Here is a 23,246-nt window from a genome sequence, read left to right as displayed (position 1 = left end):
CGCAGCGGTCGCCCTCCCGGTGGTGCTGGCGGCGATCATCTTTCTATCGAGCGCCGGATTCTCGGTGTTCATCGCGCTGCTCGGCGGGTGGGGCCTCTACGAGGTCGTGTCGATGACTGCGACTAGCGGGCTCATTTCGATTGTGGTGTTGCCCGGACTTGGGGTCGTACCGCTGCTGGCAATGCTTGCCGCGGGTGACGGCGGATTGTGGGTACTACCGGCGGTGGTAACCGCCTTGATGTGCGCGCTGGTAGTTCTGGTCGGGACTTCGGGCGCCGAGAAAACTCCCAAGGGTGCGCCCCTGGAAATCGCCGGAGCCCTGTGGGTGGGAGTTCTGTTCCCCTATTTTGCGCTGCTTCGCAATCTGGGCGGCGGGATCGCCGCGATCATCATGATGCTGCTGGTCGTCATCGCCAGCGACACTGGCGCGTACTTCGGGGGCCGCGCGTTGGGTGCCCACAAGCTCGCGCCGCGGGTCAGTCCGAACAAGACCATCGAAGGCTCCGTCGCCGGGTTGATCGCATCGATCGGCGCCGGTCTGATCCTACGTCCGTGGGCGATACCGCACTGGTCGCTGTCCGAGACCGCGGCGCTGTCCGGAATGATCGCGGTGCTGGCGCAGGTCGGCGATCTGGCCGGATCGGCCTTCAAGCGGGTGGCCGGTGTCAAAGATTCCGGCTGGATTTTTCCGGGCCATGGGGGATTACTGGACCGCACTTGCAGCCTAGTGTTCGCAGCGGCCTTTTCCTATTATTGTTTCAGGTGATGCGGCTGATTTGTGGGCCGCATCACCCTTTCCAGTCATTTCGGGAGAATTAATGCTGACTTCGATCATTTCCGCCATCGTCATCCTGGGCTTGCTGATCATCGTCCACGAAGCAGGCCACTTCCTGGTGGCAAAGCGACTCGGAGTTCGGGTGTTGCGGTTCTCGATTGGTTATCCGCCCCGAATTGCCGGCTTCCGCCGCGGTGAGACTGAATACGTGATCGGCGCGACTCCGGCTGGCGGATACGTGAGGATGCTTGGTGAAGAGATCGGTGATGAACCGAAGTCAGACGAGCTGCACACCTTCCTGGTTGAAATCGGACACGACCTTGCACAGGTGACCCGCGAAACCGCGTTGACGGCGGATACCGCGCCAGGCGCACCGCAAGAGGGTGGCGCCGCCGCGATAGACAAACCAGCGCGCGCCGTGGACGAGGGCGATCGGGGCGCGGATCACGGTCTGGACGGATTGCTGGAGTCTCTCGCCTCGCGACCGGTGCCGCTTGAGGCGCAGTTTTCCCGTCCGCTGAAATCAGAAGAGCTCATTCTCTTAAATCGCATTCGCATGCTGAACTCCGCGCGCCAGGCACGGGTATCGCTCCAGCAGAACCCGCCAGAGGAGTTACTCGCCGCGTTTCGTGCGCGCGCATTTCCGAGTCAGCCGCTGTGGAAGCGTTTCGCGATCGTGCTGGCCGGCCCTGCGGCAAACATGTTGTTTGCGCCGGTCCTGCTGACTCTGATCTTCATGTATGGCGTACCCACTCCGTTGCCGGTCATCGATGAGCTGACGCCCGGGATGCCCGCGGTCCAGGCCGGGTTGCAGTCGGGCGACAAGATCATCGCGATTGACAACAAAGCGATCTCTTCCTGGGAAGAGTTCTCCGACGCCGTCAAGGCAAGTAAAGGCGCCCCCCTCAATCTCGAAATCGAGCGTCCCGCGGGCCAGCCGCAGGGCCGCATGAACCTGACGGTGAGGGCGAAGCGGCAAGACGTCAAGACCCCCTTTGGACCGGTGAACGAATGGATCATCGGAGTGACGCCGCGTGAAGCTACACGCCGACTCAACCCCCTCGCGGCGGCCTACCATGCGGTCCTGAGCAGCGTCTCTTTAACCGGCCAGATGGTGGTCGGCATTGCGATGATCGTGAGCGGCACGGTTCCCATCCGTGAGTCGGTGGGTGGACCGATAGCTATCGTTCGGCTGGCTGGCCAGGAAGCCCGCCACGGCCTGTTCAGCTTCGCCATGTTCACGGTAATGCTCAGCCTGCAGCTTGGATTGGTCAATTTGCTGCCGGTACCACTGCTGGACGGCGGTCACCTGGCGTTTTTCGCTTTTGAAGGTGTGCGCGGGAAACCGCTGGCCATGCGGCATCGCGAAATCGCGCTTCAGGTCGGGCTGTTTCTAATCGTGGCGCTGTTCGCGTTGTTGATCTTCAATGACATCTCGCACATTGTGCAGGGCTGATTTTCTGCTCGCGCATGCCGGCGCCGCAGGCGCGGTTTTGGGGCTCGATACCGGCTCACCCATCGCCAGCGTCGCGCTGGTGGTGGCTGGCCGATTGGCCAGCGAAATCGCACGGCCCGTGACCTCGCACGGCGCCGCGTTGCCTCAGGCCGTGGCGCAATTGCTAGACCACGCTGAGCTGCGTGCGTCGGACCTGAGCGGGATCGCGGTCGGAATCGGCCCGGGTTCGTTTACCGGGCTCAGAATCGGTCTGAGCTACGCCAAGGGTCTGGCGTTCGCATCAGGAGCCAAAATCATCGGGGTCGCGAGCTTGGACGCGCTGGCAGCCGGCGCGCTGGACGCGCCCGCGGCCTGTCCAGGGTTGCAGGTCTGCGCTCTGCTGGATGCCCGCAAGAGAGAGGTTTACGCGGCTCTTTACGAAATTGTGGCGGATGGGTTAGAGAAGATATCGCAGGATGTGGTTATGCCGCTGGTGCGAGTGACCTCACCTCTCCGTCAGAACGCGATTCTCGCCGGCGACTATACGGCAAAGGATGCGGCGGCCCTTGCGGAAAAACAGGGTCTCGAAGTGACGGTTCTGGGGCCTGAGGCCTTGGAATTGCGCGGACGTTACATTGCGGCGTTGGGTGCCGCGAAGATCGCTGCGGGGCGGAGCGATTCGATCGACTCCCTGGAGCCGCTTTATATTCGACCCCCGGACGCCATCGCCGCGTCCGGTCAGTCTAAGGTATCGGAGGGCGTATGGAGCGCAGAGAGGAAGAACTTATCCAGCAGCATCTGAACCATGACGACGAGCTTAAGGCGGTGTACGAGGAACATCTGCAGCTCAAAAACAAACTTTTAGAATATCGCAGCAAGCACTATCTGACTCTCGAAGAGGAAATGGAGGAGAAGCGCATCCACAAACTGAAGCTGGCCTCGAAGGACCGGATGATGGTCATACTCGGACGGTATCAAGGCCGGTCGTTTGCGGGTGCCGCCAAGTAGTTGAGCGTGAGAGTCCGCCGATGGGTACGCGCGCGCCTTCCAGATGCCAAGTCACACCATATCTGTCCTGGTTGAGAACGAATTCGGCGTGCTCGCGCGCGTCGCGGGCCTCTTTTCGAGCCGCGGCTACAACATCGAATCGCTGACGGTCAACGAGGATCCGCTCGATCCCACCGTCTCGCGAATCGTGCTCGTGACCAGCGGTGACGAGCAGGTGCTCGAGCAAATCAACAAGCAGCTGAACAAGCTCGTATCGGTCATCAAGGTCACCGACTTTCAGGGCGTCGATATCGTCGACCGCGAGATGGTCATCGTCAAGATCGCAGTGGAAGAGCGGACGCGCTCGGAACTCGACTCCATCGTTCACGCCTTTCGCGCCCACGTCGTGGACATCGGGCCGACCGCGACCGCGGTAGAAATCACCGGCGACTCCGACAAGATCAAGGCATTTATCTCGTTGGTTCGTCCGCTCGGCATCAAGGAAATAATAAGATCAGGCAAGGTGGCGATGGCGCGTTCGGTGCAACTCAACGGCGAAGGCCATCGCCATCATCGCTAATCCACAACCGTCAGGAGAAGCAATTAGATGAAGGTCTACTACGACCGCGATGCGGACCTAAGTGCCTTGCGCGGCAAGAAAATCGCCATCATCGGCTTTGGTAGCCAGGGACACGCGCATGCGTTGAACCTGCGCGACAGCGGAATGGACGTGCGGGTCGGTCTCGACCCCAAGAGCGCGTCGCGCGAGAAAGCAACCAAGCAGGGGCTGCCGGTTTTCGACACCGCGGAGGCGGCTCGGCAGGGTGAGGTTATCATGATGCTGGTCCCGGACGAGGCGGCCTCCGACATCTACCGCGAGCATATCGAGCCGCATTTGAGCAAGGGCAAGTACCTCGCGTTCGGACACGGCTTTAACATCCACTTCAAATTCATCCAGCCCCCGCCGGACGTGAATGTGTTCATGGTGGCTCCCAAGGGACCCGGGCACCTGGTCCGATCGGAATATACGAAAGGACGGGGAGTGCCGTGCCTGCTCGCGGTCCAGCAGGATCCGTCGCGAGATACGCGGCCGGTGGGGCTCGCGTGGGCTTCGGCTATTGGGGGCGGCCGAGCCGCGATTATCGAGACGACCTTCAAGGACGAGACCGAGACGGATTTGTTCGGCGAGCAGTCGGTGCTATGCGGGGGGCTGACCGAACTTATTCGCGCCGGCTACGAGACTCTGGTCAACGCCGGTTATCCGCCGGAAATGGCCTACTTCGAATGCGTGCACGAAGTGAAGCTGATCGTGGATCTGATCTACGAGGGCGGCATTTCCAATATGCGCTATTCGATCAGCAACACCGCCGAATACGGCGACATGACGCGCGGGCATCGGATCGTCGGCAAAGAAGTGCGCGAGGCGATGAAAAGCGCCCTCGCGGATATCCAGTCGGGCAAATTCGCCAAAGAGTGGATCGAGGAATACCGGGTCGGACTCCCGCATTTTCGTGAGCTGCGCAAGGAAGGCGAGCAGCATCAGATCGAAGCGGTGGGCCGGGAGCTGCGCGCGTTCATGCCCTGGTTGGCCAGCGAACGGCTGGTGGATCGTTCCAAGAACTGACCTGCAGAGCATTCCAAGCTTGCGACCACGGTCGGCGAGCGTGGCGAGGACGCGAGATGGCGGGTATCGCTAGTGCGATAGGAATCGCCGCAGAGGGACTGGCCGTCTCGCTGGCGGTCTTCGGACTGGCGGTCGCTCTGATCGTGATCGGGTTCCACAAGATTGGCGGGATCGTCCTGGTCTGCGCGCTGGGGGTGGGATTGTTTTTCCGAGACCCCGAGCGGTTCCCGGCAAGGACCGCGGGAGTCGTGATTTCGGGGGCCGACGGCAAGGTGACGGACATCTCGCAGGTGGAGATGCCCGGCAGCGCGGGGGTGAGATGCCATCGGGTGTCGGTGTTCATGTCGCCGCTCAACGTGCACGTCAACCGCGCGCCGGTGGCCGGCGAAGTCACCCGGGTCGAACATACCCCGGGTCAATTCCGCGCCGCGTTCCGCGACGAAGCCAGCCAGCACAACGAAAGAAATCTCATTGTTTTCAGGGGCTTAGGCGACCGCCCAACCGCTTTAATGCAGGTGGCTGGCTATCTGGCCCGCCGCATCGTATGCAATCTCCGCGTCCATGATAGAATTGAAAGTGGGCAAAGGATTGGCTTGATTATGTTCGGCAGCCGAGTGGATCATTTTATCCCGAACGAATTTGGGCTCACGGTTGGACTGGGAGACCGAGTCCGCGCGGGCCAATCCGTCCTCGCCGAACTGAATCAATGAGACCGACGCATCGACTTACGCGGCGCAACCGGCCGCACGTCCCAATCATTTCGGGTCGTATCCGCGAGCAGGGCGACAAGGTGGCTTCGCCGCTGCGGCGGGGTGTGTTGCTCGCACCCGCCACCATCACTTCGATCGGACTGTTGTCGGGTTTTTACTCCGCGATTTCATCCATCGGCGGACACTTCGAACTTGCGGCCGTGATGATCATGGTTGCGTTCATCTGCGACGGGCTGGACGGTAGGATCGCCCGCCTGTCGCGGACTTCGAGCCAGTTTGGAATTGAGTACGACAGCCTGTCCGACGTGGTCGCATTCGGGATGGCGCCGGCGATTCTCGCGTTTACCTGGGCGCTGCATCCGATCGGCGGCCTCGGGGTGGCCGTCTCCGGTTTGTTCGTGGTGTGCGCAGCACTGCGTCTAGCCCGCTTCAACGTGCAAACCGCCTCGGTTGACAAGCGCCGTTTCGTTGGGCTGCCGGTTCCGGGCGCCGCCGCGATGGTCGCCGGGATTGCGCTCGCCTACAGTTACTTCGAATTTAACTCGCCGAAGACGCTGTGTAGCCTGATGGTACCGATCACGCTCGCGCTGGCAGGGCTGATGATCTCGCGGGTGCCCTACCCCAGTTTCAAGGGCATCAACCTTCACAAGCGTGCTCAGATCGAGCTGATGATCGCGGCGGTGGTTGGTGCCGCCTTCCTGGTCACGATGCCCCAGGTAACGGTCTTCCTGCTCGCTTCTGCGTTTGTCCTTTCAGGTCCGTACTTACTGCTGCGGGGCGAGCGAATGCCCAACCGCGTCGCGATGCTGCCGGTGGAGGCACAGCCCCAGTCCGCTCCCGCGAACTCGGACTCACATCGGACGCTCGAAGTGCCGGACTAGGCGACGCGAAATCCCCACGTACCTGATTCAGCGCGGGTTTTATATCATCGTAGTCTGCGAGTCGCGCAGCTTTCTGTCGATCGATGAGCGAAACCGACTACTACCAGCACACCCTCGAGCTGCTCGAGGACAGCTATGTCGCGGCAGATGAGCGGGGCGACCTGGCTGGGGGTTCCGGGTCGGGAGGCGGCCTGGCGCGATGGCAGCGCAAGCGGAAGGTTATCGCAGCGGCATTTGACCACGATGGGACCTGGCTCGATGTTGGCTGCGCCAATGGGCTTCTTATGGAGACGCTGTGCCGGTGGGCCGCGGACCGCAATGTCCGGGTCGAGCCGTATGGACTGGAACTTTCCCAGCGAGTTGCGCAACGGGCTCGGCTGCGGCTTACGCGATGGACCGAACGCATCTGGTCGGGGAACGTGATGACCTGGATGCCGCCGATGCGTTTTGACTACGTGACCTTGCTGCCCGAATTCGTTCCGACTGAATTGCGTGGCGCAATGCTGGTTCGAGCGCGCGATCAGTTTCTGAAGCCGGCCGGAAGGCTGATCGTCAGTTGTTACAGGCCCGCTGCGGCGCCGGGTCAACACCGCCGCGGTGCGCCGTCGGCGCCACTGTTGTTGTGCGAGCTCGGTTTCGTGGCCGACGGCTTCGCGGATGTGCAGGATGAGGACGGAACACTGTGGACCAGTGTCGCCTGGCTCGACCGAAAGTTAGCTGACTCTTGAGAAAACCCCTTAGCCTGCTCGGTGCGGGCGCGCTGTTACTGATGGCATCCTCCAGCATCCATCCCGCCTCGGCGCCGTTGGTATATCCGCCGGCGCGGCGCGGCGATCAGGTCGACGTCTATCACGGCATCTCGGTTGCCGACCCCTACCGGTGGATGGAGCACATCGATTCACCGGAGACGCGTGCTTGGATCGAAGCTGAAGACCGGCTGACTCAGGGTTACCTCGGAGAAATACCAGGGCGCGACGATATCGCGCGGCGGCTCAAGAAACTGCTTGACTTCGAGCGATGGAGTCCGCCGTGGCGACGCGGAAAAAACTGGTTTTACTGGCATAACAGCGGGTTGCAGAATCAATCGGTACTGTTCGTCACTGAGTACCCGGAGCAACCGGCGCGCGCGCTGATCGATCCAAATCTGCTCTCCAAAGATGGCACGGTCGCGGTGACGAGCTGGGCGGTCTCACACGATGGTAAGCTGGCCGCTTACGCACTCTCCGACGGGGGCTCGGACTGGCAGGTTTGGCACGTTCGCGAAGTGGCAACCGGCAAGGATTTGCCAGACCAGCTGCGCTGGTCGAAATTCGGCGGCGCGACCTGGCGTAAAGATGGCAGTGGCTTTTACTACACGGCATTCGCTCCGCCGCAGCCTGGCGAAGTCCTGAAGGCCGCGAATCAGTACGAGAAGTTGATGTTCCACAAGCTTGGGACGCCGCAATCGGCCGACGTGCTGGTCTACACGCGGACCGACGCCCCTGACTGGTACATCGGCCCGCAAGTCTCGTACGACGGCCGCTATCTGATTCTCAATGTGTCGCGAGGCACCGAGGTCAAGAACGCCCTGCTGGTGCAGGACTTGTCGGTAGAGAATGCTCCTCTGATCCCCATTGTGCAAAGGCCGACCGCAAGCTTCGAATTTTGCGATAACCTTGGGACAACCTTATACATCGTCAGCGACGACCAGGCCCCCCGCTACCGTCTGATCGCGATCGATATCACCAAGCCATCTCGCGACGACTGGCGCACCGTGGTTCCGGAAGGGCCGGACCTCCTGCAAGACGCCAGCCTCATCGGTGGCCAGTTCATCGCCGCGTACATGCACGACGCGCACAGCGTGGTGCGGCGCTACTCATTGGATGGGAAGCTGCTGGGAAGCGTGGAGCTGCCTGGTCTTGGCGCAGTTTCCGGTTTTGCTGGACACCTCGATGACGCCGTCACCTATTTCGACTTCAGCAGCTTCACCACCCCGCCATCCGTCTATCGTTACGAGGTCGCTGATGGAACCAGTACCATCTGGCACTCTCCGACCCTGTCTGGCTATGACCCGGCGCAATACGAGACCAGGCAGGTTTTTTACACCAGCAAGGACGGCACTCGTGTCCCGATGTTCATCAGCGCGCGCAAGGGGCTCGTGCTCGATGGCGACAATCCCACGATCCTGACTGCCTACGGCGGCTTCAATATTCCGCTGGTGCCGTTTTTCGGGGCGAGTTGGGCGACCTGGATGGAACTGGGCGGCGTGGTCGCGGTTGCGAACCTGCGCGGCGGCGGCGAGTATGGGCGCGAATGGCATGAGGCCGGCATGAAATTGCACAAGCAGACGGTGTTCGATGACTTCATCGCGGCGGCCGAATATCTAATCGCACAGCACTGGACCAACCCGAAACGGCTCGCCATCTGGGGCGGTTCGAACGGTGGCCTTCTGGTGGGCGCAGTCGAGGAACAACGGGCCGATCTGTTCGCGGCGGCGCTGCCGCACGTGGGCGTGCTGGACGTGCTGCGCTTTCGTGAGTTCACGGTGGGACAGGCATGGGAAGCGGAGTACGGGACGGTCGACAATCCCGAGGAATTCAGGGCGATGCTCGCGTATTCGCCGCTGCAGAATGTGCGGGCGGGGGTGAATTACCCCGCGACTCTGGTCATGACCGGCGATCATGACGATCGGGTTTTTCCCGCGCATAGCTTCAAGTTCGCAGCCGCGATGCAACACGCCGATCCCAAGGGAAATCCGATCCTGATTCGCATCGAGACACGCGCTGGGCACGGCATGGGCAAACCGCTGCTCAAGAGCATCGAGGAGACCGCGGACGCGTTCGCCTTCATCCTGCGGGCGTTCGGGATGGCCCAATGACTCCGGTAGTGGCTCCCGTCGAAGAGCCGGCTTGAACCGGGTGGCTACGAGCCGAACTGGGTGATACACGACCTGACCGGGAGCTATATTGCAAAGTGAGCCCCGGACTTCGTTCGGGAGGTTCTCAATGGCCCAGCACACACACATCCGTCACCGCGCGGGCTCGGTGAGGCCATATCTCTACGGCAACCTTGACCTGCCGGACTTGATCAAGCGCGCGTTTGACGCCGAAGAGTTGGAACGCCTTCCGACCCCTGGCGGGTTTCATATCGAAGCCAGAATCGGGGACTCGATGGTGGTGCTCGAGGTTGGAAACTTTCCCGCCCATGTCAAGCCGACCCCGGCCTCCATCTATGTGTATGTCGCCGACGTCGACCGGGCCTACCGACGTGCCCTGGATGCGGGGGCAACTTCGTTAGCGGCTCCGGAAGACAAGCCCTACCAGGAGCGCGGTGCAGGCGTGAAAGATACCTTCGGTAACATCTGGTACATCGCGACCTACACGGGGTAAGTGGTCATTCCCGTGGCGCGCAGCTAGAAAGAAACCGCCCGCGGCGCTACTGGATGCCCCTCTGATCATCGAGCGGGGTGCCCGCTCTACACAGCGGGCACTCGGAGGGACTCCACAAAGTGCCGCCCTCGAGGCGAGTCAAAGTCACCAGCGGCACCGCCTCGGCGCGGGCCAGGACCGCAGCGCGGTCACCAAGCCGCAGCAGTGCGCCAATCGCCACGAGTTGCGCGCCACAGGTCTTCAAGTCTTCGATGGCGCCGCGGACCGCCGAACCTGCATTGATAGCGTCATCGACCACCGCTACCCGTTTGCCCTTGATTCGACAGCGCAGCGATGCGGGGACGCGATAACCGACCGGGAACAGACCATCTTTGCTGGGTTGCGGAAACTGCTCGGCGAATAAGAATTCCAGGGCGAGTTCTTCGGCCACCATTTGCCCGAGAAATGCGCCCTCCACCAGCGGTCCGCAGATCGCTTCGATGCGATACGCCACGAGCATACGCGCAAGTCGCCGCGCATGCGGGCGCAGCCGACCGGGCCGAAGAAAGGCGAGCGGAATCTCAAGCCACAAGTCGCCGTGATGGCCCGATTCGAGACGAAAATGTCCCCTTCGCGTTTCGAACAACTTAAGCAGTTCATCGTCCATGGCAGCTGAAATAAGGCTTTAACAGCTACGACAAAACTCGGCCGTTGTGGTCCGACCTTGACTAGGGTTTCGGGGTCCGCCTAAAATCGGCCCGTTATGTTTCGCACCCTGCTACCCGGACTACTTCTTAGCCTGGCCCTTACGAGGGCCCACGCCGGGTGCGTCGCGGAACGGGTCTGACCGGCCCCTGAAAACCGAGACGAACGCCCCGGGCGGTGGGCCGAAGAAGCCGCCCGGGGCGTTTCCTTTTTGAGGATGCGGCTTTTTCGGAACTATCCAGGGGCAAACGAGGAGATGACCGATGGCCGACTTCAATACTACACCCGCCGAAACCGATTATGTGCGGATCTTCGACACCACGCTGCGCGATGGCGAGCAATCGCCGGGATGCACCATGAACGTCGAGGAAAAGATTACTATTGCTCGCCAGCTCGACCGGCTCAACGTCGACATTATCGAGGCGGGTTTTGCCGCCTCCTCTCCGGGCGATTTCGAATCGGTGCGGCGGGTAGCCGACTCGGTCAAGGGTCCGCGGGTTCTCAGCCTGTCACGCACGCGTGAAGAGGATGTCGACCAGGCGCTGCGCTCGGTGGACAAGGCCCATAATCCTGGCATCCACATTTTCCTCGCCACCTCCGAAATCCACATGAAGTACAAGCTCAACATGACACGCGAGGACGTGCTGGATGCGGCTACCTGGGCGGTCACCCGCGCCAGGAAGAACCTTGATTACATCGAGTTCTCCTGCGAGGACGCATCGCGATCCGACTGGGACTTCATGGCCAAGGTCTGCGCCGAGGTGATACGCGCGGGCGCCATGGTGATTAATCTGCCCGACACGACCGGCCACGCACTTCCCGAAGAATTCGGTCGGATGTTCTCCTATCTGCGCGAGCATGTACCGGGAAGTGACAAGGTTATCTGGAGCGCGCATTGTCACAACGATCTTGGATTGGCGGTGGCAAATTCGTTGGCGGCGGTCAAAAACGGCGCCCGTCAGATCGAATGCACCATCAATGGCATCGGCGAGCGCGCGGGCAACTGCTCGATGGAAGAAGTCGTGATGGCGATGAAGACGCGGCACGACCTGATGGGTGTTCAATCGCGCATCGACACGCGCCAGATTTTTCCCGCCTCGCGCCTGCTCTCGCAGGTGATTGGCCAGCCGGTGCCCGCCAACAAGCCGATCGTGGGCGACAACGCATTCGCTCACGAAGCGGGAATCCATCAGGACGGGGTACTCAAATACAAGCTGACCTACGAGATCATGAAGCCGGAGGACATCGGCATTCCGTCCAACAAACTGGTGCTCGGCAAGCACTCAGGCCGTCACGCCTTTGCCGATCGGCTCAAGCATCTGGGGGTCGCTACCGATTCGATTGATCTCAACAAAGCATTCGTCGAGTTCAAGGCGCTCTGCGACAAAAAAAAGGTCATCTATGATGACGACATTCTGGCGCTGGTTACCGAGGAAGCGCGCCGAACCACCGATCACTACGAGTTGGTAGATCTCCAGGTCAGCTCGGCCTCCGGGTCGCTACCTCACGCACAGGTCGCGCTGCGGGTCGACGGGGACGAGAAACGCGGGGAGGCGGTAGGAGACGGGATGGTGGATGCCTGCTACAAGGCGATCTACAAGATTGTCGGCCTCCAGCCGGCGCTCGAACGCTACGCGGTAAAAGCGATCACCGGGGGGACCGATGCGCTCGGGGAAGTAAGCTGCCTGCTGCGCCAAAACGGGATGACCGTCGCGGGCGCGGGAGCGCACAGCGACATCGTGATGGCCAGTGCGCTGGCCCTGGTTAACGCGCTCAACCGGCTCAAGGGGCGTACCGCCATGCCTCTCAAACCAACGATGGACGTGCGCTAAACATCGGTGGGTAATCGGGGGACTTGCCGCGCAACCTGACTTCGGCTAAGTGCTAGGCACGTTGGATGATCTGGCGCATGCTCCAACGGCGGCTGGTGCCCGTCGTACGCCGTGAGTGCGCCGCGAATTCGAATAGAAACTGCACAGGCAACCCTATCCCCAGCACCGGTCTGCAACTGTCTCAAAATCGCTCTGCGGCTCGTAAATGGCCTACAAAATTCTAGTTCTGAAGGGTGACGGCATTGGCCCCGAGGTCGTCGGCGAGGCGCTGCAGGTCCTAAAGACCGTGGCGCGCGAAGCGGCGATCGATCTGGAATTCAAAGATGGCGTGATCGGCGGCCACGCTATCGATGCTCACGGGACTCCTTTGCCCGACGAGGTGCTCAAGCACGCGCAGGATGCCGATGCCATCTTGCTGGGCGCGGTGGGGGGTCCAAAATGGGACAACCCCAACGCCAACCAGCGTCCCGAGCAAGCGCTGCTCGGATTGCGCAAGGCACTGGGGCTCTTCGCGAACCTGCGTCCGGTGCGCGCGGTCAAGGAATTGCTGGGATCGTCGCCGCTCAAGCCCGAGCTGATCAACGGCGTCGACCTGGTGGTAATTCGCGAGCTGACCGGCGGGATCTACTACGGACAGCCGAGCGAAAAGCGCCGAGGCAAGGATGGGCGCGAAGCGGTCGACACCTGCTTCTACAACGAGCATGAAATCGCACGCGTGCTACGCTTCGGGTTCGAGCTGGCGCGCGAGCGTCGCAAGAAACTGACCTCGGTTGACAAGGCGAACGTGATGTCTTCGTCGCGCCTATGGCGCGAGGTCGCACTGGAATTGAGCAACCAGTACAAGGACGTCGCGTTTGAGAGCCAACTGGTCGATTCCATGGCGATGCACCTGATTCGCCGTCCAAGAGATTTCGACGTGATCGTCACCGAAAATATGTTCGGTGACATCCTGACCGACGAAGCGTCGGTCCTCGCAGGATCGATGGGCCTGCTGCCGTCGGCATCGCTGGGCGAGGAACTCAACAGCGCCGGCTTCCGGGTCGGACTATTCGAGCCAATCCACGGCAGCGCGCCGGACATCGCGGGCCGCGACGAAGCCAACCCCCTGGCCGCGATTCTTTCCGCTGCGATGTTGCTTGAGCATTCGCTGGGTCTGCGCGCCGAAGCGGAACTGATCACGCAGGCTGTCGACGCCGTCCTCAAGGAGGGACATCGCACTCGCGATCTCGGCGGGGCCGGCACCAAGTTCATCGGGTGCAAGGCGATGGGCCGGCTGGTGCGGGAAAAACTCGAGCCCGCGGAGAGCTGATGTCCACGACCAGCGAGCCGAGCGTGGCTGTGGTGGGTGCCACCGGCGCGGTGGGCAATGAGATTGTCGAGCTGATCGCGGCGCGCGGATTTCCGCACTCACGGCTGACCCTGTTTGCCAGCCAGAGCGGTGCCGCCGGCACCCTGGAGACCGAGCAAGACGAGTACCTGGTCGAGGCGCTGCGCGATGCCGATGACCTGGCCGCATTTGACGTCGCCTTCCTGGCAGTCCCGGAAAGTGTGGCTGCCGATATTACGCGCGCCGCGCCTGGACCGCTCCTCATTGATCTGAGCGGTGCGGCTCGCAACCCCTCCAGCAGCGCGCCGATGGTTGCGCCCGGAGTAACCACGCGAGCGCAGATCGCACAGCTGAGCAGCGCCAGAAATTTTACCATCCCGCATCCCGCCGCCCAGGTGCTGACCTTGTGTCTGGATGCGCTGCAACCCTCGATGGCAAGCGCGTCCGTGCTGACCGGCGCATCGGCGGGCGGGCGGGGAGCGATCGCGCGGCTGGTCGATCAGACCACCGACCTGCTCTCGGCCCGCCTCGATCTTGAGGAAGAGGAGGTGCAGCGCGCCTTCAATGCATTTTCCCGTGAAACCGAGCGTGCGCTGGCCGAGCGCATCGCGACGCAGGCGGCCGCGCTGACGGCGGCGGCACTGTCTTCGCTGGCGGTGCAACTAGTTTCCATCCCCGTCCTGCACGGAACCGGATTGACGGTCTCGGCCAAGCTCGAAGCGAGCGGGGGGCAGTGGCTCGAAACGCTGCGTGCGATGCCAGGCGTACTGCTAATCGCGGAGGGACAGCCGCTTTCGATCATCGATGCACTCGGGCAGGAGGCGATCCAGATCAGTGCCGAGCAAAGCCGCGCAGGGGTCGACCTCTGGTGCACGTTTGACAATCCGCGGCTGGCGGCGCTGACCGCAGTTTGGATCGCGGAAACCTTCGCGATCAGGACTCCGGTCGCGAACTGATGCGCGTAAAGCTCACGCTCGAGTACGACGGCAGCGCGTACGCCGGTTGGCAACTGCAGGCAGACCAGGACTCGATTCAAGGTCGCGTCGAATCGGCCCTGCTGCAAATCTTTGGGGTGGCGGTTCGAGTCAGCGGCGCGGGCCGGACCGATAGCGGAGTCCATGCCCGTGGGCAGGTCGCCTCGGCGTTGCTGCCACGTGAATTCGACCCCGCAGACTTGAAGCGCGCGCTCAACGCGCTCTTGCCCCCGGACATCGCGGTGCTTGCCGCCGACGCCGCGCCGCACGGTTTTGATCCCCGGCGTGACGCCCGCTCGCGCATCTACGAATATCGGGTGCTCAACCGCGAATCGCGTTCCGCGTTTGAATTTCACTACGCCTGGCTGGTGCGCGGGCCGCTCGATCTTGAGGCGATGCGGTCGGTGGCGCGCGAGTTTGTGGGCGAGCACGACTTCGCGGCGTTCCGCACGCTGGGGTCGGAGGAGAAGACGACCCGCCGGCGCGTGCTCACCAGTGATTGGCGCTGCGCGGGTGCAGTTCTTTGCTATCGCGTCGAGGCGAGCAGTTTCCTGCGCCACATGGTGCGTACCATGGTCGCGGCGATGGTCGATGCGGGGCATGGGAAAATCGCGCGCGGTGACATCGCGGCGCTGCTCACTTCGCGCGATCGCGCCGCGGCGCCCGCACCTGCTCCCGCATGCGGGCTCTATCTGATGGAAGTTCGTTACTGAACCCGCGCTCCCCAACCGGAAGAGAGCCCGCCCGCATCAACTCCGGTCTCAAAAAAGCGCATTTGGCAAGGTTCTCGCGCGACTGCGTTGCAAAATTGCGCGCCCGCGTGTGGAAAACAGGAACGCCTGTTCAAAAACTCGCACCATTCCTAAGAAATATGCACTACTTTGGGCTTGACGCACTTGAAAAACCCCAATCAGTTCGTCACGCTGACACCGTGCCCGCGCAGCCGGGCCTTATAAGGAGGAGGATGATGACGCAGTCGCAGGTAGCAGCCCATCTCGCCGACAAGGTCGGTATGACCAAGAAGCAGGCGAAGAGCGCGCTTGAGGAGCTGACCAGCCTCGTGGTGCGAGAGCTCAAGAAAGAAGGGTCCCTGCGTCTGGCGGGACTCGGAATCTTTCGCAAACGCCAATCCAAGGCACGCATGGGCCGTAACCCGGCCACGGGTGAGGCCATCAAGATTCCCGCGCGTACGAGATTGCGGTTTACGGCCGCAAAGGCGCTCAAAGACTCGGTCCTGGGTGCCAGGAAGAAATAATTTTTGAGTTCGGTCCGCTCTAAGAATCTGCGCGGATCGGCCGCCAAGCCGCACCGGTGAAGTTCCGCTTCCCTCGTGCGGCTTGTAGTTTTGTGCGCTCATCGTCGCCCTCACGCGGGCGGCTGGCGGATCAGTCCTGCGGGGATCTCGGGAGCTTGGTGGTTTTCGGCGGCTGAGTTGGTCGGAGTTTGGCGCGCGCCTGGCGGGCACGGGCGACCCATTCGCGGATTCGGATCTCATAGCCGCGCTCGGATGGCTGATAGTAGATGCGGTCTGCGAGCTTTTCGGGCAGGTAGATCTGCTCGTTGATGGCACCCTCGTCGTCATGCGGGTAGCGATATTGGTGGCCGTAGCCGAGTTTCTTCATCAGTCCGGTGGGCGCATTGCGCAAATGCAGCGGCACCGGCAGCGGCTCGGCGACCGCATCTTCGCGCGCCCTGTTCATCGCGACGTATGCGGCGTTCGATTTGGGGGCACTTGCCAGATAGGTCACGCCCTGTGCGAGTGGAATCACTCCCTCGGGCAAGCCAACAAAGTCCACCGCATCCTTTACCGAAATCGCAACTTGGAGCGCGCGCGGGTCAGCATTGCCGACGTCCTCGGACGCGAAGATCACCATGCGTCGGGCGATGAAAAGTGGGTCCTCGCCCGCCTCCACCATCCGCATCATCCAGTAGAGGGCAGCGTCCGGGTCGCTGCCGCGCATGCTCTTGATGAACGCGGAGATTACGTTGTAATGCTCGTCGCCGGCGCGGTCATAGAGTAATGCCTTGCGCTGCGCAGCCTCGCGCACATTCTCCGCGCCGATGATTTTCGCTCCGGCCTCGTGCGTCAGTTCCGCCGCGATTTCCAGGGTGTTCAGTGCGCGCCGCGCATCGCCCGCGGCAAAGCGCAACAATTCATCCATCGCCCTGGGGTCCAGTTCGAATCCGGTCATGCCCAGGCCGCGATCCGGGTCCTTGAGCGCGCGCAGGATAATCCTGCGGATCGCATCTTCGGAGAGCGGATCGAGTACCAGAACGCGGGCGCGCGAGAGCAGTGGCGCAATGACTTCAAACGACGGATTTTCGGTGGTTGCGCCGATCAAGGTGATGAGACCGCTCTCGACGTGGGGCAGGAAGGCGTCCTGCTGAGCGCGGTTCCAGCGATGGATCTCATCGATGAAGAGGACGGTCGGCTTGCCCGCCTCCAGATCGAGGCGCGCTTGCTCGACTGCCGCGCGCAGGTCGGCGATGCCGGCGGTCACCGCCGACATTCGGCGGAAGACCGCTCCGGATTGCGCTGCCAGCACAATTGCCAGGGTGGTCTTGCCCGCTCCGGGCGGACCCCACAAGATCATCGAATGCAAGCGGTGCGCCGCGACCATCTGGCTCAGGAGCTTTCCCGGACCAAGCAGGTGCTCCTGGCCGACTATTTCTTCCAACCGCGCGGGCCTCATCCGGTCGGCCAGCGGCTGGTTCAGCGCGGTTCGGGGTTGGAACAACTCTCCGCTGGCAGATGGTCTCCGGCGTGCCATTGAAGCCCTAGCATAGCGCCCTTCCCCGGGACGGCTCGAGGGTGCTCCGTTGCGCAGCGTAAGGTCCTGATCTAGCCTCAGGGCGGGCTGGACAGGAGCCGGCACCACTTATGATCGTCGGGATCGATATTGGCGGTTCCACCACGGACGCCGTCATTCTGGAAAACGGTAGCATCCACGTTGTAACAATCGAAGCGAACGACCCGATCGCGGCAGCGGCAGGAGCGCTCGGCAAACTCGCATCTGACTTCGGGTTACAGCTCGATCAAATCGAGCGCGTCGCGGCCACCGGCGCGGGGGCACGGGCCCTGGGAGATACCCTCTTTGGCCGGCCGGTTCTGAAGGTCAGCGAGTTCACCGCCATCGGTATCGGCGGAACCTGGCTGGCCGATAAGGACCATGCGCTGGTGATCTCGCTGGGGACCGGCACCGCGATGGTGTCCGTCACTCCAGACAAGATAGTGCATGTCAGCGGCACGGGAGTAGGCGGTGGCACCCTCCTCGGCTTGGCCAAGCATATGCTCGGAGTCGTGACCATCGAACGCCTGGAGGAGATGGCGAGGAAGGGCGATTTGCGCCGGGTCGATCTGACGGTGCGCGATATCGCCGGTGGACCGATCGGCGATCTGGACCCGAGCACTACCGCCGCGAATTTCGGCAAGGTCGGCGCCGATGCGACGCCCGAGGACAAGGCGCTGGCAATCATGAATATGATCGTGGAATCGATCGGAGTTTTGGCCATGGCCAGCGCGCGCGCGTGCAGCCAGGAAAATATCGTTCTGACCGGCAAGCTATCGCGGTTGTTCACGTTTGTGCAGGAAGCCAAGCGGCTGGCCTATCCTTTTGGCCGCCGTTTTCTGATCCCCGAGCACGCCGATTACGCCACCGCCATCGGCGCGGCGCGAGCTGCTCAAAAGTGTTAGCCGCAATCCGCGGATCCCGCCGCCGCTCTAGTCCATACTAATCTCTGCCGCTTCGGGTGACTCCGCGATCCTCCGAATTGTTGCCGTCACACCGCCGTTTATTGGATATAGCTGTAATGGTGTCAGAGTTGCTTAAAGGGTTCCGGATGCTTGATCTGACCGACGAGAAGGGCGCGCTGTGCGGCAAGATCTTTGCCGACATGGGCGCCGAGGTCATCAAGGTCGAGCCGCCCGGAGGGTGCACGAGTCGGAGCATTCCGCCGTTCCTGGAGGACCGTCCCGGTCCGGATCGCAGCTTGTATGCGATCGCGTACCACGCGGGAAAGAAATCGGTCACCGCCAATCTGGAGTCAGCCGCTGGCCGCGGCCTGGTGGCCGACCTCGCGGCACAGGCCGACTTTATCGTCGAGTCCTATCCGGTCGGATACCTCGATTCCATTGGTCTCGGCTACGAGCAGTTGTCGCGCCGCTCTCGGCGTCTCATCTACACCTCGATAACACCCTTCGGCGATGGCGCTCCCGCGCGTGACTACCAGTGGGCGGACATCATCACCTGGGCGGCCGGCGGCATGATGTACATGATGGGCGAGGAAGGAAAGCCCCCGGTGCAGATGAGCCTGCCGCAGGCGGGACTGCACGCCGGCGGAGAGGCAGCAGTAGCATCGATGATCGCCCACTACCCGCGCCAGGTGGACGGCGTTGGGCAGAAGATCGTCGTCGACATGCAGGCCTGCATCGTGTGGACGCTGATGAATGAACAGGCGATGCCGATTCTGCACGGCGACCATATCCGTCGCACCGGGGTCTATACCGGTTCCGCCGGGACGCTTCGCAAGATGATCTATAAGTGCAAGGACGGACACATGTCGACGCTGATCGCGGGTGGCACCGTGGGCGGCGCATCGACCAAGGCGCTGGTGCAGTGGATGGGTGAAGAGGGCTTTGCTGCCGAGTGGATGCTCAAGAAAGACTGGACGACCTGGGTACCCGGCATGTTCATGAAAATGACCGAGCAGGATCATTTCGAGATCAACGACCTCGAAGAGCGAGTCCAGCGCTTTTTCCTGACCATGACCAAACGGGAGATTTACGAGGGCACCTTGAAGCGGCGCATGCTTCTCGCGCCGTGCTCGGACGTTTCGGACATTGCGCATGACGAGCAACTCAAGGCGCGCGAATATTTCGTCGAGATCGACGATGACACGCTGGGCCGCAAGCTCACCATGCCCGGAGCCTTCGCTAAGTTCAGTGTCACTCCGGTGGGACCGCATCAGCGCGCGCCCCGGATCGGCGAGCACAACCCAGAGATCTACGGTGGTCTGCTGGGCTTGAGCGAAACTCGCCTGCAAAGCCTGCGCAGCGCGGGAGGCATCTGAGATGGGCCGCTTCGCACTTGAAGGGGTAAAGGTTCTCGACTTTTCATGGGTCGGGGTCGCGCCCATCACGACCAAGTACTTGGCCGACAACGGCGCCGAGGTGATTCGCATCGAATCGGCCGCGCGGCTCGACGTGCTGCGACTCGCTCCCCCGTGGAAGGATGCCCGCCCCGATCCGAACGGAAGCCAATTCTTCGCCAGCTACAACACCTCCAAGAAAGGCATCACTCTCGATTTGAGCAAACCGCGCGCGCGCGAGCTGGTGAAGAAGCTGGTCCCGTGGGCCGATATCGTCGCCGAAAGCTTCACGCCCAAAGCGATGCGCAAGTGGGAACTCGACTACGATCACCTGCGGCAGATCAATCCGCAACTAATCATGCTTTCGACCTGCATGCAGGGACAGACGGGTCCGAACGCGATGTATCCGGGGTTTGGGCAGCTGATGGCCGCGCTCTCCGGCTTCTACTATATCTCCGGCTACGACCAAGATTCGCCGTGCCCACCGTACGGCGCGTACAGCGACTTCATCGCGCCACGCTTTTCGGCGACGGCTCTGCTGGCAGCGCTCGACTACCGCCGGCGCACCGGCAAAGGTCAATACATCGACATGTCGCAGTACGAGGCGGCGCTGCACAATCTTGCCCCCGCGTTAATCGACTACTTCGCGACCGGGCGCGTGATCGGTGCGCGCGGGAATGCTTCGGAACGTTACGCGCCGCATGGTGCATACCGCTGTGCCGATGAAGATGGCAACGAGCGCTGGGTCGCGATCGCGGTGGTCGACGATGCCGGGTGGTCGTCGCTGTTGACCGTGCTGCACGGGGATGGCAGTGATTCGCGCTTTCAGACCAGACAGAGCCGGATCGCGAACGCGAATGCGGTGGATGAATTCGTAACCACGCTCACGCGGACCCGGGACGCGAAGGAGCTGACGGACCAGCTTCAGGCCGCGGGCGTGGCTGCTTATCCGGTGCAGAATTGCATGGACCTGCATCAGGACGAGAATCTCGAAGCCTTCGATTTCTGGCACTGGCTCGATCACCAGGCGATGGGGCCTTCTCCGTATGAGGGACTGCAGCATCGGCTGAGCCGAACGCCAGGAGCGCTTCGCTGTGCGGCTCCGGTCCTGGGCCAAAACAACGACGAGGTCTTCTCAGGCATGCTCGGCCTCTCGGCTACCGAGGTCGAACAGCTCAAGAAGGAAAACGTGATATTCTGAGCCTGCCGACGGCGACCGCGTTTTCTGACTCGTGCGTTACGAACTCAAGATCGCTCTTCGCTACCTGCGGGCTCGCCGCAAGGAAGCCTTCATTTCGGTTACCACCCTGTTCACGGCGTTTGGCGTGATGATCGGGGTCGCGGCGTTGACCATCACGCTTGCGGTCATGAGCGGCTTTCAGCAGAGCATCAAGGAGCGCCTCCTGAACATGAGTCCGCAGGTGCAGATCCACAGTGACGAGGGATCCATCGCGAAGTATTCGGAAGTGGAAGCGCGGGTGAGGACTGTCGCCGGCGTGAATGGGACCGACCCCTTCATTTACGGCGAAGGAATGCTGAGTTCGGGGCGTGGGATCAGCGGCGTGATCGCATTCGGCATCGAACCCGACAATCCGCTGATCGAGAAAAAATGGGGCGCGTACCTGACCGCGGGCAACTTGAGCCGGTTGCTGACCGCGCAACCTCGTCCCCCCAGCGGCGATGCCGAGGCGGGCGTCAGTGCAATCGCGATCGGCACGACCCTCGCCGAAAAATTGAAGGTCAAACTGGGCAATCCGGTCCGGATGGTAGCACCGCTGATTTCCGCGGACGGCAGTCTTTCGACCCGCACCGGCGATTTCGTGATCGGCGCAATCTTTCAGTCCGGCATGGATACCACCGACTCCAAGATGGTGTTGATGGCGCTGCAGCAGGCGCAGAGCTTCTTCGGGCGCGGCGATCGGGTCGATGGCATCGAGGTGCACCTGATCGATCTGAACCGGACGCTGGCGGTGAGTGCGGAGCTGCGGCAGCTGCTGGGGCGCGCTTATTTCGTGCGCAACTGGATGGAACTTAACCAGTCAGCATCCGCGGGCTTTGAGATGCTGAAACGGGTCTATTCCCTGGTGCTCTTCCTGCTCATCGGGGTGGCGGCCTTCAATCTGGTCGCCACCCTAATCATGGTCGTGATGGAGAAGCGCAAGGACATCGCGGTGCTGATAGCCATGGGTGCGACCCGGCGCGAGGTCGGCCGCATCTTCGTATTCAAGGGACTGACCGTGGGGGCTGCAGGGACGCTGGCCGGAGAAATAGTTGGCGCGATCGGATGCTATCTGCTCGCGAACTATCAGATCATCCACATCCCCAAGGAAGTGTACGAAATGTCGACCCCGCCGGTGTCGGCCCGTCCACTCGATTTCGCGCTGGTCGCGCTTGGTTCCCTGGCGCTGTGCCTGGTCGCAACTCTATACCCGGCGCGCCAGGCCGCGCGCGCAATGCCAATCGAGGTCTTCCGCTCCTAGCCCCATCCGCACCACCACTCAAGCCCGATTCGCCGGTGACGGCGAACCTTGCAAGCCGGCTAGTGCGCGGATGGGGTTGGATTCGAAGGGGTCTTGGGCGCTGCGATCTTGGCTTTGCGCACCACAAGGGTCTCGTGGCCACGGACCTTGATCGTGCGAGCAGGCTCGGAATGGTTCTGGGCCGGACCATCAGCGCGGGTCGGCCGCGACGAGGTTCTGCGCTGTCGCCAGTTGTTCAGCTCCTTGGAGAGCTTGGCCAGCGACTGATGATCGCGCGCTCCCTCGGCACCGTTTCCGTTAGCCTTCTCTTCTTCGTCGCTCATCTCGCTCATCCTGTCTTTCTTCCTATGAAAGTCCCGATCTCCTTTTCGGTGATGTCAAAAAGCCAAGCTGGCAAAATTCTGCTGGGTCTGGATGACGCCGGGCATCGGCCGTCGAGTGCTTTACTTGTTGTTCGGTTCAGTCGTTCCTGTGCGTCGCGCGCGAGAATTTAATACCCGCAACCGGATTTATATGCCTGGAATAGTTTTATTGGAAAATTGCTGCGTAGCAGTATCGACGCCAGACCCGGCTCTCGAGCCCGGCGCCTTTCGAACCTTCAGTCAGGCTTTACCCTGACTCTAGTCTATTGGAACAGGCTCTGCATGCGCAAAGCCAGACCCATGTCACCCGCGATGCGCAGCTTGCCGGTCATGAACGCCATCTGGCCGTTCAGCTTGCCGCTCAGCATGTCGAGGTAGTCTTGCGCAGTCATCGAGATAGTGATGCTCGGTGACGCGGCAGGACCCTCTTTTACCTCGCAGCTGTCGTTGTTGATGATCACGTGCCATTTGCCGCCGCCATCGCCAGAAAGGTCAAACTGATAGATCGCGTTGAGCCCTTTGGCCGCTTCCTTGTTGAAGCGGGTCGGCATCACGTCAAACGCTTGCTTACACGAAGTGGGTGCATCAGCCATGAGACTGGGAAACCTCCTGAGGTGGGAGCGGCAGTCGCCGCGCTCTTGCAGCCATCTAACCGTTCGCGCCAAACCTTGTCAATAGTTTATGAGGACGATTTCCGTCCCTAACAGCCCTTAGGGAGA

Annotated in this window: 24 protein-coding genes; 20 read left to right on the top strand and 4 right to left on the bottom strand. The window is 61.8% G+C overall.

Features of this window, described 5'->3' with window-relative positions; all coding sequences use genetic code 11:
• From VGI36_01425 to VGI36_01375, 11 genes are all read left to right on the top strand, one after another.
• Positions 1 to 766, top strand: a 766-nt coding sequence (locus tag VGI36_01425; GenBank protein ID HEY2483775.1) for a phosphatidate cytidylyltransferase, incomplete at its 5' end; no start/stop codon positions are given.
• A 52-nt stretch (positions 767 to 818) separates the two neighbouring features.
• Positions 819 to 2,231, top strand: coding sequence for a site-2 protease family protein (locus VGI36_01420; protein HEY2483774.1), 1,413 nt, complete (start codon positions 819 to 821; stop codon positions 2,229 to 2,231).
• The gene (gene tsaB / locus VGI36_01415) at positions 2,203 to 3,012 is read left to right on the top strand and encodes a tRNA (adenosine(37)-N6)-threonylcarbamoyltransferase complex dimerization subunit type 1 TsaB (protein ID HEY2483773.1); all 810 of its coding nucleotides are present in this window, start codon (positions 2,203 to 2,205) and stop codon (positions 3,010 to 3,012) included. Before VGI36_01420 ends, tsaB begins: the two co-directional genes overlap by 29 nt.
• Positions 2,973 to 3,218: a hypothetical protein gene (locus tag VGI36_01410; protein ID HEY2483772.1), complete on the top strand. Its 246-nt coding sequence runs from the start codon at positions 2,973 to 2,975 to the stop codon at positions 3,216 to 3,218. The genes tsaB and VGI36_01410 overlap by 40 nt, the downstream gene beginning before the upstream one ends.
• 43 nt (positions 3,219 to 3,261) lie before the next feature.
• Positions 3,262 to 3,777: an acetolactate synthase small subunit gene (gene ilvN, locus VGI36_01405; GenBank protein HEY2483771.1), complete on the top strand. Its 516-nt coding sequence runs from the start codon at positions 3,262 to 3,264 to the stop codon at positions 3,775 to 3,777.
• A gap of 27 nt (positions 3,778 to 3,804) precedes the next feature.
• Entirely contained in the window at positions 3,805 to 4,821 is a 1,017-nt protein-coding gene (gene ilvC, locus VGI36_01400; GenBank protein HEY2483770.1) for a ketol-acid reductoisomerase, read from the top strand.
• Positions 4,822 to 4,877: 56 nt separating this feature from the next.
• A complete protein-coding gene (locus VGI36_01395) occupies positions 4,878 to 5,531 on the top strand; it encodes a phosphatidylserine decarboxylase (GenBank protein ID HEY2483769.1) in 654 nt (217 codons plus the stop codon).
• Complete coding sequence (gene pssA / locus VGI36_01390) at positions 5,528 to 6,412, top strand: CDP-diacylglycerol--serine O-phosphatidyltransferase (protein HEY2483768.1); 885 nt, start codon at positions 5,528 to 5,530, stop codon at positions 6,410 to 6,412. Before VGI36_01395 ends, pssA begins: the two co-directional genes overlap by 4 nt.
• Before the next feature lie 83 nt (positions 6,413 to 6,495).
• Positions 6,496 to 7,140, top strand: a complete 645-nt coding sequence (locus VGI36_01385) for a hypothetical protein (GenBank protein ID HEY2483767.1) — start codon at positions 6,496 to 6,498, stop codon at positions 7,138 to 7,140.
• Positions 7,137 to 9,269, top strand: a complete 2,133-nt coding sequence (locus VGI36_01380) for a prolyl oligopeptidase family serine peptidase (GenBank protein HEY2483766.1) — start codon at positions 7,137 to 7,139, stop codon at positions 9,267 to 9,269. The genes VGI36_01385 and VGI36_01380 overlap by 4 nt, the downstream gene beginning before the upstream one ends.
• 127 nt (positions 9,270 to 9,396) lie before the next feature.
• The gene (locus VGI36_01375; protein HEY2483765.1) at positions 9,397 to 9,780 is read left to right on the top strand and encodes a VOC family protein; all 384 of its coding nucleotides are present in this window, start codon (positions 9,397 to 9,399) and stop codon (positions 9,778 to 9,780) included.
• 46 nt (positions 9,781 to 9,826) lie between these two features.
• Here the strand turns inward: VGI36_01375 and VGI36_01370 are convergent, their stop codons facing one another.
• Positions 9,827 to 10,426: a phosphoribosyltransferase family protein gene (locus tag VGI36_01370; protein HEY2483764.1), complete on the bottom strand. Its 600-nt coding sequence runs from the start codon at positions 10,424 to 10,426 to the stop codon at positions 9,827 to 9,829.
• A gap of 301 nt (positions 10,427 to 10,727) precedes the next feature.
• Here VGI36_01370 and VGI36_01365 point away from each other — a divergent pair, with 301 nt between their 5' ends.
• From VGI36_01365 to VGI36_01345, 5 genes are all read left to right on the top strand, one after another.
• Complete coding sequence (locus VGI36_01365; GenBank protein ID HEY2483763.1) at positions 10,728 to 12,296, top strand: 2-isopropylmalate synthase; 1,569 nt, start codon at positions 10,728 to 10,730, stop codon at positions 12,294 to 12,296.
• A 205-nt stretch (positions 12,297 to 12,501) separates the two neighbouring features.
• Positions 12,502 to 13,605, top strand: coding sequence for a 3-isopropylmalate dehydrogenase (gene leuB, locus VGI36_01360; protein HEY2483762.1), 1,104 nt, complete (start codon positions 12,502 to 12,504; stop codon positions 13,603 to 13,605).
• The gene (locus tag VGI36_01355; GenBank protein ID HEY2483761.1) at positions 13,605 to 14,579 is read left to right on the top strand and encodes a hypothetical protein; all 975 of its coding nucleotides are present in this window, start codon (positions 13,605 to 13,607) and stop codon (positions 14,577 to 14,579) included. The genes leuB and VGI36_01355 overlap by 1 nt, the downstream gene beginning before the upstream one ends.
• The gene (gene truA / locus VGI36_01350; GenBank protein ID HEY2483760.1) at positions 14,579 to 15,310 is read left to right on the top strand and encodes a tRNA pseudouridine(38-40) synthase TruA; all 732 of its coding nucleotides are present in this window, start codon (positions 14,579 to 14,581) and stop codon (positions 15,308 to 15,310) included. Before VGI36_01355 ends, truA begins: the two co-directional genes overlap by 1 nt.
• A gap of 254 nt (positions 15,311 to 15,564) precedes the next feature.
• Positions 15,565 to 15,852: an HU family DNA-binding protein gene (locus VGI36_01345; GenBank protein HEY2483759.1), complete on the top strand. Its 288-nt coding sequence runs from the start codon at positions 15,565 to 15,567 to the stop codon at positions 15,850 to 15,852.
• Between the two features lie 130 nt (positions 15,853 to 15,982).
• Here the strand turns inward: VGI36_01345 and VGI36_01340 are convergent, their stop codons facing one another.
• Entirely contained in the window at positions 15,983 to 17,290 is a 1,308-nt protein-coding gene (locus tag VGI36_01340; protein ID HEY2483758.1) for a replication-associated recombination protein A, read from the bottom strand.
• A gap of 188 nt (positions 17,291 to 17,478) precedes the next feature.
• Between VGI36_01340 and VGI36_01335 the strand changes: the two genes are divergently transcribed.
• The 4 genes from VGI36_01335 to VGI36_01320 all read left to right on the top strand — a co-directional run bounded on the left by VGI36_01335 (position 17,479) and on the right by VGI36_01320 (position 22,165).
• On the top strand, positions 17,479 to 18,291 hold the full coding sequence (locus VGI36_01335; protein ID HEY2483757.1) for a hypothetical protein: 813 nt from the start codon (positions 17,479 to 17,481) through the stop codon (positions 18,289 to 18,291).
• A gap of 116 nt (positions 18,292 to 18,407) precedes the next feature.
• Positions 18,408 to 19,667: a CoA transferase gene (locus VGI36_01330; GenBank protein HEY2483756.1), complete on the top strand. Its 1,260-nt coding sequence runs from the start codon at positions 18,408 to 18,410 to the stop codon at positions 19,665 to 19,667.
• Position 19,668: 1 nt separating this feature from the next.
• Positions 19,669 to 20,886: a CoA transferase gene (locus VGI36_01325; GenBank protein HEY2483755.1), complete on the top strand. Its 1,218-nt coding sequence runs from the start codon at positions 19,669 to 19,671 to the stop codon at positions 20,884 to 20,886.
• 31 nt (positions 20,887 to 20,917) lie between these two features.
• The gene (locus VGI36_01320; protein HEY2483754.1) at positions 20,918 to 22,165 is read left to right on the top strand and encodes an ABC transporter permease; all 1,248 of its coding nucleotides are present in this window, start codon (positions 20,918 to 20,920) and stop codon (positions 22,163 to 22,165) included.
• 59 nt (positions 22,166 to 22,224) lie between these two features.
• On the opposite strand, the gene VGI36_01315 is transcribed toward VGI36_01320, so the two are convergent.
• Together VGI36_01315 and VGI36_01310 are read right to left on the bottom strand one after the other, a co-directional pair.
• Positions 22,225 to 22,488: a hypothetical protein gene (locus tag VGI36_01315; protein HEY2483753.1), complete on the bottom strand. Its 264-nt coding sequence runs from the start codon at positions 22,486 to 22,488 to the stop codon at positions 22,225 to 22,227.
• A gap of 302 nt (positions 22,489 to 22,790) precedes the next feature.
• Positions 22,791 to 23,120: an SCP2 sterol-binding domain-containing protein gene (locus tag VGI36_01310; protein HEY2483752.1), complete on the bottom strand. Its 330-nt coding sequence runs from the start codon at positions 23,118 to 23,120 to the stop codon at positions 22,791 to 22,793.
• Positions 23,121 to 23,246 lie beyond the last annotated feature (126 nt).

The sequence above is a fragment of the Candidatus Binataceae bacterium genome, from assembly GCA_036495685.1.
In the GTDB taxonomy this organism is placed as follows: Bacteria; Desulfobacterota; Binatia; order Binatales; family Binataceae; genus JAFAHS01.
This window is presented reverse-complemented; position numbering and strand designations above follow the sequence as displayed.

What these genes read in the sequence shown, in the direction of transcription:
- VGI36_01420 (HEY2483774.1), top strand. Translation starts at nt 819, where the DNA reads ATGCTGACTTCGATCATTTCCGCCATCGTCATCCTGGGCTTGCTGATC.
- tsaB (HEY2483773.1), top strand. Translation starts at nt 2,203, where the DNA reads ATGACATCTCGCACATTGTGCAGGGCTGATTTTCTGCTCGCGCATGCC.
- VGI36_01410 (HEY2483772.1), top strand. Translation starts at nt 2,973, where the DNA reads ATGGAGCGCAGAGAGGAAGAACTTATCCAGCAGCATCTGAACCATGAC.
- ilvN (HEY2483771.1), top strand. Translation starts at nt 3,262, where the DNA reads ATGCCAAGTCACACCATATCTGTCCTGGTTGAGAACGAATTCGGCGTG.
- ilvC (HEY2483770.1), top strand. Translation starts at nt 3,805, where the DNA reads ATGAAGGTCTACTACGACCGCGATGCGGACCTAAGTGCCTTGCGCGGC.
- VGI36_01395 (HEY2483769.1), top strand. Translation starts at nt 4,878, where the DNA reads ATGGCGGGTATCGCTAGTGCGATAGGAATCGCCGCAGAGGGACTGGCC.
- pssA (HEY2483768.1), top strand. Translation starts at nt 5,528, where the DNA reads ATGAGACCGACGCATCGACTTACGCGGCGCAACCGGCCGCACGTCCCA.
- VGI36_01385 (HEY2483767.1), top strand. Translation starts at nt 6,496, where the DNA reads ATGAGCGAAACCGACTACTACCAGCACACCCTCGAGCTGCTCGAGGAC.
- VGI36_01375 (HEY2483765.1), top strand. Translation starts at nt 9,397, where the DNA reads ATGGCCCAGCACACACACATCCGTCACCGCGCGGGCTCGGTGAGGCCA.
- VGI36_01370 (HEY2483764.1), bottom strand. Translation starts at nt 10,426, where the DNA reads ATGGACGATGAACTGCTTAAGTTGTTCGAAACGCGAAGGGGACATTTT.
- VGI36_01365 (HEY2483763.1), top strand. Translation starts at nt 10,728, where the DNA reads ATGGCCGACTTCAATACTACACCCGCCGAAACCGATTATGTGCGGATC.
- leuB (HEY2483762.1), top strand. Translation starts at nt 12,502, where the DNA reads ATGGCCTACAAAATTCTAGTTCTGAAGGGTGACGGCATTGGCCCCGAG.
- VGI36_01355 (HEY2483761.1), top strand. Translation starts at nt 13,605, where the DNA reads ATGTCCACGACCAGCGAGCCGAGCGTGGCTGTGGTGGGTGCCACCGGC.
- truA (HEY2483760.1), top strand. Translation starts at nt 14,579, where the DNA reads ATGCGCGTAAAGCTCACGCTCGAGTACGACGGCAGCGCGTACGCCGGT.
- VGI36_01345 (HEY2483759.1), top strand. Translation starts at nt 15,565, where the DNA reads ATGACGCAGTCGCAGGTAGCAGCCCATCTCGCCGACAAGGTCGGTATG.
- VGI36_01340 (HEY2483758.1), bottom strand. Translation starts at nt 17,290, where the DNA reads ATGAGGCCCGCGCGGTTGGAAGAAATAGTCGGCCAGGAGCACCTGCTT.
- VGI36_01335 (HEY2483757.1), top strand. Translation starts at nt 17,479, where the DNA reads ATGATCGTCGGGATCGATATTGGCGGTTCCACCACGGACGCCGTCATT.
- VGI36_01330 (HEY2483756.1), top strand. Translation starts at nt 18,408, where the DNA reads ATGGTGTCAGAGTTGCTTAAAGGGTTCCGGATGCTTGATCTGACCGAC.
- VGI36_01325 (HEY2483755.1), top strand. Translation starts at nt 19,669, where the DNA reads ATGGGCCGCTTCGCACTTGAAGGGGTAAAGGTTCTCGACTTTTCATGG.
- VGI36_01315 (HEY2483753.1), bottom strand. Translation starts at nt 22,488, where the DNA reads ATGAGCGACGAAGAAGAGAAGGCTAACGGAAACGGTGCCGAGGGAGCG.
- VGI36_01310 (HEY2483752.1), bottom strand. Translation starts at nt 23,120, where the DNA reads ATGGCTGATGCACCCACTTCGTGTAAGCAAGCGTTTGACGTGATGCCG.